We start from the raw sequence: 14,884 nt of genomic DNA, 5'->3' as shown, positions 1-14,884 counted from the left end.
CCCCATGGCCGGACACACTGACAACGCGGTCGTCATCAACGCACCGTTCGACCTCGTCTGGGATCTGACCAACGACATCCCCAACTGGCCCTCCCTGTTCAGCGAGTACGCCAGCACCGAAGTGCTCTCGACGTCCGCCGACGGGGCCGTCGTCTTCCGCCTGACCATGCACCCCGACCCGGCCGGCCGGGTCTGGAGCTGGGTCTCCGAGCGGGTGCCCGACCGCAGCGACCGGGTGGTGCGGGCACGGCGGCTGGAGACCGGCGCCTTCAAGTACATGAACCTGTTCTGGGAGTACACCGAGATCCCGGACGGCGGCGTGCGGATGCGGTGGGTACAGGACTTCGAGATGCGGGCGGGCGGGCACGCCGACGACGAGGGCATGACCGCCCACCTCAACCGGACCACACGTGAGCAGCAGGCACGCATCCGGGAGATCGTGGAGAAGGCCGCGGCCGAACGCGGACAGTCATGACCGCCACCGTCAACACGCCCGTCGGCAAGAGCTGGTTGATCTGCCCGGGCTGCCGGGCGCTGCTCTACCAGCGCCGGGTCGAGCGCAACCTGGGCGTCTGCCCGGAGTGCGACCACCACGACCAGGTCACCGCACACCAGCGGATCGAGCAGCTCTTCGATCTCGACTCGGTCGAGGAGCTGCCACCGGTCGGCGCCTTGGGCGATCCGCTGGGGTTCGTCGACACCAGGCCCTACCCGCAGCGGATCGAGGCCGCCCGCCGACGTACCGGGCTCGACGAGGCGGTCGTCTGCGTCCGGGGCACTGTCGAGGGGCAACCGTTGATAGCTGCGGTCATGGACTTCCGGTTCCTCGGCGGCAGCCTCGGCACGGGCGTCGGCGAGCGGATCACCCGGGCCGCCGAGTTGGCGCTCGAAACCCGTACGCCGCTGCTGATCGTCAGCGCCTCCGGCGGCGCCCGGATGCAGGAGGGCGTGTTGTCGCTCATGCAGATGGCCAAGACGAGCGCGGCGCTCGGGGCCCTCGACGAGGCCGGGGTGTTGACGATCTCGCTGGTCAGCGACCCGACCTACGGTGGTGTCGCGGCATCGTTCGCGACGCTCTGCGACGTCATCCTCGCCGAGCCGGGCGCGCGCCTCGGCTTCGCCGGGCCGAGGGTCATCCAGCAGACGCTGCGTCAGCCGCTGCCGGCCGGCTTCCAGACCGCCGAGTACCTCTTCGCCCGCGGCATGCTCGACGACCTGGTGCCCCGGTCGAACCTGCGGCCGACCATCGGCCGGTTGCTGGCCTTCGCGGGGGCCGACCGGTCCGCGCCGGATCCTTACCCGGTACGGGCCACCACGCCCCCCGAGTCGGCGGACCCGTGGGCGGTCGTGGCGCTGTCCCGCGACCTCGGCCGACCATCCACACTCGACTACATCGGCCACTTCGTGGACGGTTTCGTGGAGCTGCACGGCGACCGGCTGGCGAGTGACTGCCCGGCGATCGTCGGCGGCCTCGGTCTGATCGACGGCCGGCCCACAGTGGTGATCGGCCATCAGAAGGGCCACACGGTCGCCGAGGTGGCCAGCCGCAACTTCGGCATGGCGACACCGGCCGGCTATCGCAAGGCGGCCCGGCTGATGCGCCTGGCCGAGAAGCTCGGCACGCCGATCGTGACGCTGATCGACACGCCCGGCGCCTACCACGGCATCTCCGCGGAGGAGAACGGGCAGGCCCTCGCCATCGCCGACAGCATCCGGCTGATGGCCGGGCTGACGGTTCCGGTCGTCGCGATAGTGACCGGCGAGGGTGGCAGCGGAGGTGCGCTCGCCCTCGGCGTCGGCAACCGGGTGCTGATGCTCGCCAACGCGACGTACTCGGTGATCAGCCCGGAAGGCTGCGCCGCGATCCTCTGGAACGACTCGGGTCGGGCCGACGAGGCCGCCGAGCAGCTCAAGCTCCAGGCCGGCGACCTGCTGGCGCTCGGCGTCGTCGACGCTGTGGTCCCCGAACCACCCGGCGGGGCACCGGCCGATCCCGGGGCGACGGCGTCGGCCGTACACCGGGCGGTTGTCGACGCGTTCGCGGAGTTGGCTGGTCTCAACCGCGAGGAGGTGCGGGCCCAGCGCCGGGCCCGCTTCCGACAGATCGGAGGTTTGACGAATGCCGGAGGGTAACGGCGACCCGCTGGATGCCGCGGTCCGCAGTCTCGCGCGGCTGATCGGGTCGACGCCTGGTCCGGTCCGCCGCGCCCGGCTCCAGCACGGTGACCTGGTGGTCGAGGTGGAGTGGCCGGACGGCGCACCCGGGGTGGCGGCCGCCCCGGCGGCCCCGCCGGTGGAGGCCGACGCCGGCCTGCACTACGTGTGCGCGCCGATGGTCGCGACGCTCTACCTCGCCCCGTCGCCCGGCGCCGACCCGTTCGTCAGTGAGGGCGACCAGGTCGTGCCCGGCCAGCAGGTCGCGATTCTCGAAGCGATGAAGATGATGATTCCGGTGGAAGCCGACCGCGCGGGCGAGGTGGTGAAGGTGCTGGTGCCCAACTCGACCCCGGTCGAGTACGGCGAACGGTTGATCGCCTTAGCTGTGTCGGAGGGCTGACCCAGTGTTCGAGTCGGTGCTGATCGCCAACCGGGGCGAGATCGCGGTCCGGATCGCCCGGACCTGCCGGGAGATGGGGTTGCGTACCGTTGCGGTCTACTCGACGGTCGACCGGGACTCGGCGGTGGTGCGGCTGGCCGACGAAGCCGTCCAGATCGGGCCGGGTCCAAGCCGGCGCAGCTACCTGAGCGCCCCGGCCATCATCGAGGCGGCCCGCCGCACCGGGGCCGACGCCATCCACCCGGGCTACGGCTTCCTCTCCGAGGACCCGGACTTCGCCGAGATCTGCGAGGCCGACGGGATCACGTTCATCGGGCCGCCGCCCGCCGTGATGGCCGCGCTGGGTGACAAGGCTCGGACGCGGGGCATCATGGCGGGCCTCGGCCTGCCCGTACTCCCCGGTACGACCGACGCCGTCGAGTCGGCGGCCCACGCCCGCGGGGTCGCCGAGGAGATCGGTTTCCCGCTTATCATCAAGGCGGTCGCCGGTGGCGGCGGCCGGGGCGTACGGGTGGTCCGCGACCCGGCCTCGTTCCTGGGTGAGTTCGCCTCCGCGCGGGCCGAGGCGCAGCTGCTCTTCGGCGACAACCGGGTCTACATCGAGCGCTACCTCGAGTCGGCCCGCCACGTCGAGGTGCAGGTGCTCACCGACCGCTACGGCAACGGCATCCACCTGGGCGAGCGCGACTGCTCGGTGCAGCGGCGTCACCAGAAGCTGATCGAGGAGTCACCCGCGCCCGGGTTGCCGCAACACATGGTCGACCGGATGACCGCCGCCGCGGTCACCGGCGCGCTCGGTGTCGGCTACGTCGGCGCGGGCACCTTCGAGTTCCTGGTCGGCGGTGGGGACGACTTCCACCTCATGGAGGTCAACTGCCGGCTCCAGGTCGAGCACCCGGTCTCCGAGTTGGTGACCGGCGTCGACCTGGTGCGGCAACAGATCCTCGTCGCGGCCGGCGAGCGGCTGGCGCTGACCCAGGCCGACGTGACGCCGCGTGGCACGGCGATCGAGTGTCGCGTCAACGTCGAGGACCCGGCGCGCGGCTTCGTACCGACGCCGGGTGAGCTGACCCGCTTCGACCTGCCCGCCGGCCCGTTCGTCCGGGTCGACACACACGGGTACGCCGGCTACCGGGTCCCGGCCGACTACGACTCCCTCCTCGCGAAGGTGGTCGTCTGGGCGCCCGACCGCACCCAGGCCCTGGCCCGGATGGCCCGGGCGCTCGACGAGTGCGCCATCGAAGGGCCCGGTGTGGCCACCACCCGGGACTTCCTCCGATCGACGCTCGACCACCCGCTGTTCCGCGCCGCGAAACACGACACCTCGCTTGTCGACACCATGCTCACCGGCCTCCAGCCGGACACCACCGAAGCTCCAGGGCGCCACTAACCGAAGGGTTCACACTGCTGCCGGTTCGCGGGTTTGCGGCCCGTGCGTCCACGCGGGCGCCCGCGGACGGAAGGTGGCCGACATGGCAATTGACAACGCTTCTCGAGGTGTCAGCCGACGGCGATTATTGGCCGGAGTCGGCGCGGGGGCGCTCGTGGCCGGCACCGGGGGAGTCCTGCTCGACGCGACGCCGGCGGCGGCCGCGTTCTCCAACCGGTTCGGTCGGATGTTCCCGTCGCTGCCGGCGTTCGGGTCCGCGACGAACCAGATGCGGAACGCGCTGATCGACCTGTCGCGCGTCGGCGGCCCGATGGACGCCCGCGACCCGCTCACCGTCGGCGCGGAGGCGCTCGCCGACCAGCAGCAGCACAGCATCAACAACCCCGACAACTTCTCGATCCCGCAGGGCATGACGTACTTCGGGCAGTTCATCGACCACGACCTGGCCTTCGAGACGACGGCGCCACTGGGCACGCCGGTCGACCCGACCACCGTGCCCAACCCGCGGACGCCGGCCCTCGACCTCGACTCGCTCTACGGTGGCGGGCCAACCGGGAACCCGGAGCTGTACAACTCGGCCGATCCCGCCAAACTCAAGATCGAGTCCGGTGGACGCTTCGAGGACCTGCCCCGCAACTCCAGTGGCAGGGCGATCGTGTTCGACGTCCGCAACGACGAGAATCTGCCGATCGCGCAGATCACGGCGGCGTTCATCCTCTTCCACAACCGGGTGGTCGACCTGGTGCGCGCACAGGGCACACCGGCGGCGCAGGTCTTCGGCGCCGCCCGGCAACTCGTCACCTGGCACTACCAGTGGATCGTGCTCAACGAGTTCCTTCCGCTGATCGCCGGCCCGGGCACTGTCTTCACAGTGCTCAACGGCGGCCGTCGCTTCTACAAGCCGGAGCCGAACGCGACGTTCATCCCGGTCGAGTTCACAGCGGCGGCGTTCCGCTTCGGCCACAGCCAGCCACGACCGGCCTACCTGGTCAACCGGACCGGCAACGGCGGCGACGAGTTCTACGCCATGCTCTTCGACCCGGCGCTGAGCGGCGCCGACCCGGCCGACCTGCGTGGTGGGAAGCGGGCCGCCCGTCGCTACCTCGACCACCAGTTCTGGTTCCAGTTCTTCGACGGCCAGGTGCGGTGGAGCAAGTGGATCGACGTCCGCAACTCGACGCCGCTGTTCGGCTTTCCGTTGCCCCCACCGCCGTCCGGCTCGCCGTCGGCCAACCTGCTCGGACGTGACCTGCTCCGTCAGCTCACCTTCGGCATCCCATCGGGCCAGCGGGTCGCCGCACACATCGGGGCGCCCGCCCTCGGCAGCTTCAACTTCCCGGAGCTCAGTGGGTACGGCCTCGGCCTGGACTCCAACACCCCGCTCTTCTACTACATCCTCAAGGAGGCACAACTCCAGGCCGGCGGCGGTTCGCTGGGCGCGGTAGGGGGGCGAATTGTGGCGGAGGTGCTCATCGGCATCGCCCAGCTGGACCCGGCGAGCTACCTGAAGGTGCAGCCCAACTGGCGCCCGACCCTGCCCGCCCGCTTCTCGGGCCAGTTCACGATGGCCGACCTGCTCACGTACGCCAGGGTCGACCCGGCCAGTCGCAACTCCTGACGGCGCCTGCTCCGCACCCGGGCCCGCAGTGGCTCGGTGTGTGGAGCACGGGCGCGGTTGAACGGGACTCCAACGGTCCTCGACACTGGTGCGGGAGGGTGCGGACATGACTGGCAACTTCAGCGATTTCAAGGTGGCGGATCTGTCGTTGGCGGCCTTCGGGCGTAAGGAGATCGAACTGGCCGAGCATGAGATGCCGGGTCTGATGTCGATCCGGAGGGAGAACGCCTCGCGGCAGCCGTTGAAGGGTGCGCGGATCACCGGCTCGCTGCACATGACCATCCAGACGGCGGTGTTGATCGAGACGTTGGTGGCCCTCGGCGCGCAGGTCCGGTGGGCGTCCTGCAACATCTTCTCGACCCAGGACCACGCGGCGGCAGCGATCGTTGTCGGCCCGACCGGCACCCCGGAAGCCCCGGCGGGTGTCCCGGTCTACGCCTGGAAGGGCGAGTCCCTCGACGAGTACTGGTGGTGCACCCAGCAGGTGCTGCTCTGGCCGGACGGGCAGGGCCCGAACATGATTCTCGACGACGGCGGTGATGCCACGCTGCTGGTGCACAAGGGCGCCGAGTTCGAGGCCATCGGGGCGGTTCCGTCGCCGGAGAGCGCCGACTCCGAGGAGTACGAGGTCATCCTCGGTGTGCTGACGCAGTCGCTGCGGGAGGACAACGGTCGCTGGACGCGGGTCGCCGCCGGGATCAAGGGGGTGACCGAGGAGACCACTACCGGCGTGCACCGGCTGTACGAGATGCAGCAGGCAGGAAGCCTGCTGTTCCCGGCGATCAACGTGAACGACTCGGTGACCAAGAGCAAGTTCGACAACAAGTACGGCTGCCGGCACTCGTTGATCGACGGGATCAACCGGGCCACCGATGTGCTGATCGGTGGGAAGGTCGCGGTGGTGTTCGGGTACGGCGACGTCGGTAAGGGCTGCGCCGAGAGTCTGCGTGGTCAGGGAGCGCGGGTCATCGTGACCGAGGTGGACCCGATCTGTGCCCTGCAGGCAGCGATGGACGGCTACCAGGTCGCGACCATCGACGACGTTGTCGAGACCGCCGACATCTTCGTGACGGCGACGGGCTGCTTCAGCGTCATCACCAACGAGCACATGGCGCGGATGAAGCACCAGGCGATCGTGGGGAACATCGGCCACTTCGACAACGAGATCGACATGGCTGGTCTCGCGAAGCGCGGGGACGTCGAGCGGATCACTGTGAAGCCGCAGGTGGACGAGTGGCGGTTCGCGGACGGCCACTCGATCATCGTCTTGTCGGAGGGTCGGCTGTTGAACCTGGGCAACGCCACCGGGCATCCGAGTTTCGTGATGTCGAACAGCTTCGCCAACCAGACCATCGCGCAGATCGAGCTGTTCACCACCACCGACCAGTACCCGATCGGTGTCCACACCCTTCCGAAGCACCTGGACGAGAAGGTGGCCCGACTCCACCTCTCCGCGCTGGGTGTCCGCCTCACCGAACTGACGAAGGAACAAGCCAACTACCTCGGTGTCCCGGTCGAGGGGCCGTACAAGCCCGACCACTACCGCTACTGAGAGGGCGCGCTTCGCATGATCGCCGTATCTGGCTCGATCGCGACCGACCATCTGATGCGCTTCCCGGGGCGGTTTGCCGAGCAACTCATCGCCGGCAGCCTCGACACCGTCTCGCTCTCGTTCCTCGTCGACGACCTGGTCGTCCGGCGCGGCGGGGTCGCTGCCAACATCGCCTTCGGGCTCGCTCAACTCGGGCACCGGCCGGTGCTGCTCGGCGCGGTCGGCGGCGATTTCGGGGACTACCGCAGTTGGCTGGAGCGGCACGGGGTCGACTGCTCGGAGGTGCAGGTCAGCTCCGTCGCACACACAGCCCGGTTCATCTGCACCACCGACACCGACCTCTGCCAGATCGCGTCCTTCTACCCCGGCGCGATGGGCGAGCCCGACCGGATCAGCCTCGACGGTGTCGCCGCGCGGGCTGGCGGGCTCGGGCTCGTCATCGTCGCCGCGGAGAACCCGGACACGATGCTCGCCCGCGCCGCCGCCTGCCGCCGGCTGGGCCTGCCCTTCGCCGCGGACCCGTCACAGCAGCTGGCCCGGATGCCGTCGGCCGACATCGAGGCCATGATCAACGGTGCTGGTTACCTGTTGACGAACGAGTACGAGGCGGCGCTGCTGGAGTCGAAGACCGGGCTGAGTGAGGACGACATCCTGCGCCGCGTGGGCGTGCGGGTCGTGACCCTGGGCGCCAACGGGGTACGCGTCACCGGTCAGGACTGTGACTTCCTGGTGCCGGCGGCGCGGGTGGGCCGCATCGTCGACCCGACCGGTGTCGGCGACGGCTTCCGGGCCGGCTTCTTCGCCGCGCTCGCCGCCGACCTGCCCATCGAGCGCGCGGCACAGGTGGGCTGCGTACTGGCGGCGCACGTGCTGGAGGTCGAGGGCCCGCAGGAATACACGGTCGACGCCGCTGCTTTCGAGCGCCGCATCGCCGACTCCTACGGCCCGGACGTCGCCGTCGACGTGCGGGCGCTGGGGCTGGCTCGGGTCTGATCGGACCGCCGCCCCGGGGACGAGCCGGGCCCGTCCCGGGGGCGGTCTTCAGACGATTTACGACGACTAGCGAAGCTCGATCTTGACACTGTGATACCGGATGACTACCCTACGGGCCGATCCGCACATCGGGGGTGTCATCGTGGCGGTGCCGATCGACTTCATGGTGCTCGGGCCCCTGGAGGTTCGCGTTGGTGACCAACGCGTAGAGATGGGCGGCGAGCGGCAGAGAAGGCTGCTGGCCGGTCTGCTCCTCCGCCATGGTCAGCTGGTGTCCGCCGCGGACCTGATCGCCGTCGCCTGGAGCGGGGACCCGCCCGCGACAGCTCGCAACCAGATCCACAGCGGAATCTGGCAGCTACGTCGCACACTTGATCGCTACGGTGCGGCGCATCTGCTGGTTGGTGAGCGCGCCAACTACCGGCTTCGGGTCGACGCGAGTCAGCTGGACCTCGCCCGATTCAAGGACGCCGTGTCCGAGGGGCGGCGCCTCATGGCGCTCGATGACAAGCGCAAGGCTGCTGTCGTGCTGCGTCAGGCGGTGTCGATGTGGCGGGGTCCTGCGCTCGCGGATCTGAACGGCATCGTCCTGGAGCGCGAGGCGGCCGTGTTGGAGGAGATGCGCATCGCGGTTCTCGAAGAGTGTCTGGAGTGCGAGCTGACCGTCGGCGCCGGGGCTGCCGTGGTCGCCGAACTGACTGATCTGGTGGTGAGACATCCGCTGCGCGAGCGGCTCGCGGCAATGCTGATGACAGGCCTCTACCAGTCCGGACGGCAGGCCGAGGCGATCGAGGCGTACCAGCGCGTCGCTTCCACGCTCGCCGACGAACTGGGCGTCGACCCGGGCGACGAACTGCGGAAGACCTACGAGGCGATTCTTCGGCAAGACCGAGCCCTCGACCCGTCGGCGCGTCCCGAGGGCGTCGCCGTTGTGTCCGGCGCCGGTGCGACACCTGTTCGCCCGGCTCAACTTCCCATGCAAGGGGCCCTGTTCGTCGGCCGTTCCGCCAGTCTGGCCGAGTTGGATGGGGCTCTGGCGACCGATCCCACCGACCAGCCGCGCCCGACGGTCCTGTCCATCGTGGGCCACGCCGGTGTCGGCAAGACCACGCTTGCCGTCCGTTGGGCACATCGGGTCCGTGACCGTTTCCCGGACGGGCAGCTCTTTGTGAACCTGGACGGGTTCGGCCCGGACGGAACGGCGGCCCTCAAGTCGACCGACGTCCTCCGAGACTTCCTGGAAGCGTTGAACGTTCCGCCGGACCGGATACCTCCCGGGCTCAACGCCCAGGCGAGTCTCTACCGCAGTGTCCTGGCCGATCGGCGAGTGCTGGTAGTGCTGGACAACGCCCGCGACGCGGCACAGGTACGCCCACTGCTTCCGGGCAGCCCGTCCTGCCTGGTCGTGGTCACCAGCCGAAACAGGCTCACCGGACTCGTCGTGAACGAAGGGGCTCAACCCGTCGCACTCGACATGCTCACCGAGGTGGAAGCGCACGAGTTGCTCACCCGCCGCCTCGGCGTCGCCCGGGTCGTGCGGGACGCGGAAGCCGTCGACCAGATCATCCGCCGGTGTGCGGGACTACCCCTGGCGCTGGCCATCGTCGCGGCGCGTGCGGCCACCGACGTCCAGCTCTCGATCGAGGTCCTCGCCAGTCGCCTCGGGAGCGGCAAGGACCTGGACGTCCTTGCCGGAGACGATCCGGGCTCCGACCTCCGCACAGTTCTCTCCGGTTCCTACCGCGCTCTCAGCCCCGAACACGCCCGACTGTTTCGCCTGCTCGGCCTGCACCACGGCCTGGAGATGGCAGTCTCGACCTGCGCCAGCCTGGCCGGACTGCCGCTGGACCAGACCAGTCGACTGCTGGCCGACCTGGTAGCCGTCCACATGGTCGAGCGGCGTTCGACCGACCGGTACGCGCTCCACGATCTCCTGCGCGCGTACGCGCGCGAACTCGTCGATGTCCACGAGACCGAGCGCGATCGACGCGCCGCGCGGCATCGGATGCTCGACCACTACCTGCACACCGCCCATGTCGCCGATCGGCTGATCTATCCGCACCGGCGTGACTCGATCGACCTCGCGGCGCCGCAGCCCGGCGTGACCACGGAGATCCTCGCTGACAGCGACGCGGCGTTCGCCTGGTATACGCACGAACGGCGGGCACTCGTCATGGCGGTCGACATGGCAGCGTCGAACGGGTTCGACTCGCACGCATGGCAACTTGGCTGGACACTGACCACCTTCCTCAACCGGCTCGGGTGGTGGCACGAGTGGGCCGCGGTCGAGGCCACGGGTCTCGTCGCCGCGCAGCGGCTGAAGGACCGCAGGGCCGAGGCGCGCTGTCATCGCGGCCTCGCCAACGCCCACACCCGCCTGGGGCACTACGACCGTGCCCGCCAGCACCACGGCTCTGCCCTGAATCTGTACGTCGAGATCGGGGATCGGACGGGACAGGCGCAGGTCCACAGCAATCTGTCCTGGTTGGCCGAGCGCCAGGGAAGCTACGGTGACGCGCTGGCGCACGCCGAACACATGTTGCACCTCTACCGGCGTGTGGGCCCCGAAGCTGGTGTGGCCAGCGCGCTCAATGCGGTCGGGTGGTATCACAGCCTGCTGGGGGACCACACCCGCGCTCTTGACTACTGCGGACGCGCCGTCACTCTCACGCAACGCCTGGGCGACCTCCACGGTGAGGCGTACGTGTGGGACAGCCTGGCGCATGTTCACCACCAACGAGGTGACCACGCCCAGGCGCTCTCCTGTGGGCGACGCGCGGTCGACCTGTCTACGGAGGTTGGTGAGACCACCCTCCAAGCCAGCGCGCTGGCCCGCCTCGGCGACACCTACGAGGCGGCGGGTGACCTCGCCTCCGCGTGGAAGGTGTGGCATCAGGCCTTGGATGTCTACAACGGACGCGACGAGGTGCAGGCGGCGGCCATTCGAGAAAAGCTGAAGGTCAGCATCTACGGCTCCTGACCTCCTGCCGGTAGTGACAATCAGACACGGGCCCGAACGCGGATATCCAACCCATCGACGGGTGTTCACACCTTGGCAGCGGTGCGCGCCTCCGCTAACGTCCATGGGAACGCTCCCATGAACTTAGATACATCTATGTGATCTGGAGGCAACACGTCGTGGCTATCCTCTCCTCGCTCCGCCGCAGATCGGCGGCCATCAGCGTGGCGGCCGTCGCGGGCGCCACCGCCGTCGGCGTCTGCCTCGCCGTCAGCAGCGCCTCCGCCGGCACGCTGTCCGGGTCGCTCTACCGCGACCCGAGTTCGGCAGTCGTCCGCTGGGTCGCCGCCAACCCCGGCGACTCGCGCACGGCCGTCATCCGCGACAAGATCGCGAGTCAGCCGCAGGCACGCTGGTTCGCCAACTTCAACCCCTCGACAGTGCAGTCCGAGGTCTCCGGGTTCATCGGTGCCGCCAACGCAGCGCAGCAGATCCCGGTCCTGGCCGTCTACGAGATCACCAACCGGGACTGCGGCGGGGCCAGCGCCGGTGGGGCGCCCGACCTCAACCAGTACCAGACGTGGGTGTCCAACTTCGCCAGGGGACTGGGCAACCAGACCGTCATCATCATCCTGGAAACCGACTCGCTCGCTCTGCTGACGTGCCTGAGCAGCGCCGAGATCAACGCGCGCAACGAGGCGATCTCGACGGCCACCCGGACCATCAAGTCAGGTAACCCCAACGCCAAGGTCTACCTCGACGGCGGCCACTCCACCTGGAACAGCGCCGGTGAGACGGCCAACCGCCTCCGGGCGGCCGGCGTGCAGTACGCCGACGGCTTCTTCACCAACGTGTCGAACTACAACTCCACCTCCAGCGAGGCGAACTTCGGTCGGGCCGTCATCTCCGCGCTCAACGGCATGGGGGTCTCGGGCAAGCGCCAGGTCATCGACACCAGCCGTAACGGGGGTGCCAGCGGGGACTGGTGCGGCGACGACAACACCGACCGACGCATCGGGCAGTACCCGACGACCAACACGGGTGACGGCAACATCGACGCGTACCTGTGGGTGAAGCCGCCGGGGGAGGCGGACGGCTGCCGCTTCACTGCCGGTTCGTTCCAGCCCGACCTGGCCTTCAGCCTGGCCAACGGCGCGCCCAACCCGCCCACCACCACCCCGCCGACTACCACTCCCCCGACCACGACCCCGCCGACGACCACACCGCCGACCACCACTCCGCCGACCACCACTCCGCCGGCCGGTGACGGCTGCTACGCGTCGATCGCGGTCAACCAGTGGGCTGGCGGTTTCACAGCGAGCGTGACGGTCACCGCCGGCAAGTCGGACATCAACGGCTGGACCGTGTCCGTCGCGCTGCCCGGCGGCGCGGTCACCAGCGCCTGGAACGCGCAGGTCAGCGGCACCAGCGGAACCGTCGGGTTCACCAACGTGAGCTACAACGGACGGGTCCTCGGCCGGCAGTCGACCAACTTCGGCTTCCAGGGCACCGGCACCGGCCCTGGCGTGTTGGCCGACTGCGTGACCAGCTGATTCCACCCGATGCGGCGGCCCGGCACGGAGGACACTCTCCGCGCCGGGCCGCTCTGTGCCACCCAGGTAGCGCTCGCACCCCCCGTCAGCTCAGGGGACGCCCCGCGATCTATGTCCGCACGGTGGTGGCCTGCGGCTTCTCGGCACCGCGGCTGTGGTTCGGTCGTACCGACCAACCGCTGTGGTCAGGCTCGTGGTTCCTCCCTCTCCTGCGGGACATTTCATGGCCGGCGAGCAAGGCGATCGCCACGGCTGTCAGCAGGCCACCGAACAACGGGATGACGCGCACACCGGCCGTCGCCAGCAGACCCGCGCCTATCAACGAGCCGGCCGCGAGGCCGAAGTTGAACGCGACGCTGAGGCTGGCCGACGCCATGTCGGTGGTCGACGGGGCCACCTGCATGACGCGGTGCTGGACTCCCGCGATCAGCGAACTGAACGACATCCCCGCCACGGCGAGCAACGGGATCGTCAATACCTTGCTCGAGCCAACTCCATAGAGGCCGAGCATCGCGGCGGTGAGGAGCCCGAGTAGGACCAGCACGACACCGAGCGGAAATCGATCCAGGACCCGGCCGACCGCCCAGGTGCCGGCTACGCCGAACGAGCCTTGAACGAAGAGCAGCAGGCCGAGAGACGCCGCGGCGAACCCGCTGACGTCCAGGAGGAAGACGGTCATGTAGGTGAACGCGCCCATGGCGCCGGTGACCGCGAGGACGGTGGCGAGGAGGAGCACGACGAAGCGTGGCCGGTCCGGCATCGGCCCGATGTCGCCCGCACTTTCTTGCGGTGTGACGCTCGGTAGGAGCAGGGCGACCGCGACGCAGGTGACGAAGCCGAAGACGGCCATCGCGACGAAGGCCGCCCGCCACCCGGCCTGCCCTCCCAACCAGGTGCTCAGCGGCACGCCGAGGACCGGGCCGAGCGCGTTGCCGATCGACAGCCGAGCCACGATGCGGCCCCGGATGTTCGCGGGGAACATCGAGATCGCCACCGGGAACACCACAGCCCAGAAGACACCGTTTGTGGTGGCGGACACCAGCCGCGCGGCGAGCAACACCTCGTAGGAGGTTGCGAAGGCCGACACCGTCGTCGCCGCGGCGAACACGCCGAGGGCGCCGGCGAGCAGCGGACGCCGGGGCACACGCCGAGTGACCCGGGTCAGCGGGAGCGCCACAATCATGACCACCACCGCGTACCCGGTCACCAGCAGACCGGCCTCGGACCTGGAGCGTCCCAGGTCTGGCGCGATCAGCGTGAGCAACCCGATCGGAAGCACTTCGGTGGTGACGTAACAGAAAGTGGCTGCGGACAACGCGGCGAGGGCATAGACCGCGCGTCGTTGGTGCACCATTGGCGACCTCCCAGATCCTGGACGAGGTGTAGCGATCAGCCAGGGCGATGGCCGTCGTGATCCCGGCTAAATGGGTTTTGACGGTAGCATAGCTAGTTGTGGATTCCTTGCTGGTCTCGGCGCATCAAGAGCAGATGCGAAGAGCCAGCGAAGAATGTAACCGCCTTAAAGGGCCTAGGTGGTAGCATCGCCGGTATGCCCCTCGACGTGTGCCAGCTACCGTTGGTCGGCGGTCACCCGGCACTCGATCTGGCCAACACGCTGGAGCGAGGGGGCGAGTCGCCGCACGACTTCCTGTCCGACAGTTCCGCTCTGCTGCGCTGGTCGGTCCGGGTCGGCGTGATCAGCGACGCGGAGGCCAACCAGGTGGGCCGGGCGTGGCACGACGAGCCCGCCGCCGCGCACGCGGGACTGGCCGCCGTGCGGGACATCCGTGAGGGGCTGTACCTCGTGATGCTCGCGGCGATCACCGACGCGAACGGTGACACGGCGGGTGACCCCATCGTGGCCGGTGCCGCCCTTGTCGCACTACATCAGCGCTGGTCCGGCGCGGCCGCCCGAGCGAGATTCGTGCTCGACTCGTCGCAGGTGCGACTGGTCTACGGCACGGCGCCGGCCATGCTGGTGCCCGACCGGATCGCCGAGGCCGCCCTCGACGTCATGCTGACGGCCGACCTGACCCGGGTGCGCCGCTGCCCGGTGCTCGAAGGTGGCTGTGACTGGCTGTTCCTCGATCAGAGCCGCAACGGTTCCCGCCGCTGGTGCCGCATGGCCGACTGCGGCAACGCCGTGAAGGCGCGACGGCTCACCGAGCGCCGCCGTGCCGCCCGGCCCTCCCGCGCCCAAAGGTGCGCCGAAATCGATGACGGGCCGGATCGACCAGCGCCAGGCACGGCGGCGGGCTGATT

General features: G+C 69.3%; 11 protein-coding genes. 10 read left to right on the top strand and 1 reads right to left on the bottom strand.

The features are described from left to right. Positions 1-4: 4 nt before the first annotated feature. The 9 genes from NIE111_RS07580 (at position 5) to NIE111_RS07540 (ending at position 12,622) form a co-directional block, all read left to right on the top strand. Positions 5-475, top strand: a complete 471-nt coding sequence (locus NIE111_RS07580; RefSeq protein WP_238683679.1) for an SRPBCC family protein — start codon at positions 5-7, stop codon at positions 473-475. Beyond that, positions 472-2,133 (top strand): acetyl-CoA carboxylase carboxyltransferase subunit alpha, encoded by a 1,662-nt coding sequence (locus tag NIE111_RS07575; protein ID WP_238683678.1) that lies wholly within the window; start codon positions 472-474, stop codon positions 2,131-2,133. The genes NIE111_RS07580 and NIE111_RS07575 overlap by 4 nt, the downstream gene beginning before the upstream one ends. Continuing rightward, positions 2,120-2,557, top strand: coding sequence for an acetyl-CoA carboxylase biotin carboxyl carrier protein (locus NIE111_RS31925; protein WP_266303753.1), 438 nt, complete (start codon positions 2,120-2,122; stop codon positions 2,555-2,557). Before NIE111_RS07575 ends, NIE111_RS31925 begins: the two co-directional genes overlap by 14 nt. A gap of 4 nt (positions 2,558-2,561) precedes the next feature. Further along, a complete protein-coding gene (locus NIE111_RS07565; protein ID WP_238683677.1) occupies positions 2,562-3,947 on the top strand; it encodes an acetyl-CoA carboxylase biotin carboxylase subunit in 1,386 nt (461 codons plus the stop codon). A gap of 154 nt (positions 3,948-4,101) precedes the next feature. Then, the gene (locus tag NIE111_RS07560) at positions 4,102-5,565 is read left to right on the top strand and encodes a peroxidase family protein (protein ID WP_238683676.1); all 1,464 of its coding nucleotides are present in this window, start codon (positions 4,102-4,104) and stop codon (positions 5,563-5,565) included. A 106-nt stretch (positions 5,566-5,671) separates the two neighbouring features. Beyond that, positions 5,672-7,117 (top strand): adenosylhomocysteinase, encoded by a 1,446-nt coding sequence (gene ahcY / locus NIE111_RS07555; protein ID WP_238683675.1) that lies wholly within the window; start codon positions 5,672-5,674, stop codon positions 7,115-7,117. A 15-nt stretch (positions 7,118-7,132) separates the two neighbouring features. Further along, entirely contained in the window at positions 7,133-8,110 is a 978-nt protein-coding gene (locus NIE111_RS07550; protein WP_238683674.1) for a carbohydrate kinase family protein, read from the top strand. A gap of 100 nt (positions 8,111-8,210) precedes the next feature. Next, complete coding sequence (locus NIE111_RS07545; protein WP_238683673.1) at positions 8,211-11,090, top strand: AfsR/SARP family transcriptional regulator; 2,880 nt, start codon at positions 8,211-8,213, stop codon at positions 11,088-11,090. A 158-nt stretch (positions 11,091-11,248) separates the two neighbouring features. Beyond that, the gene (locus NIE111_RS07540; protein WP_238683672.1) at positions 11,249-12,622 is read left to right on the top strand and encodes a glycoside hydrolase family 6 protein; all 1,374 of its coding nucleotides are present in this window, start codon (positions 11,249-11,251) and stop codon (positions 12,620-12,622) included. Between the two features lie 109 nt (positions 12,623-12,731). Here the strand turns inward: NIE111_RS07540 and NIE111_RS07535 are convergent, their stop codons facing one another. Next, on the bottom strand, positions 12,732-13,976 hold the full coding sequence (locus tag NIE111_RS07535; RefSeq protein WP_238683671.1) for an MFS transporter: 1,245 nt from the start codon (positions 13,974-13,976) through the stop codon (positions 12,732-12,734). A gap of 195 nt (positions 13,977-14,171) precedes the next feature. Between NIE111_RS07535 and NIE111_RS07530 the strand changes: the two genes are divergently transcribed. After that, the gene (locus NIE111_RS07530; protein WP_238683670.1) at positions 14,172-14,882 is read left to right on the top strand and encodes a CGNR zinc finger domain-containing protein; all 711 of its coding nucleotides are present in this window, start codon (positions 14,172-14,174) and stop codon (positions 14,880-14,882) included. Positions 14,883-14,884 lie beyond the last annotated feature (2 nt).

Origin of the sequence: Micromonospora hortensis (assembly GCF_022230935.1) — a bacterium.
GTDB lineage: Bacteria > Actinomycetota > Actinomycetes > Mycobacteriales > Micromonosporaceae > Micromonospora > Micromonospora hortensis.
The sequence above is the reverse complement of the archived record's forward strand: the minus strand, read 5'-3'. Positions and strand labels throughout refer to the sequence as shown.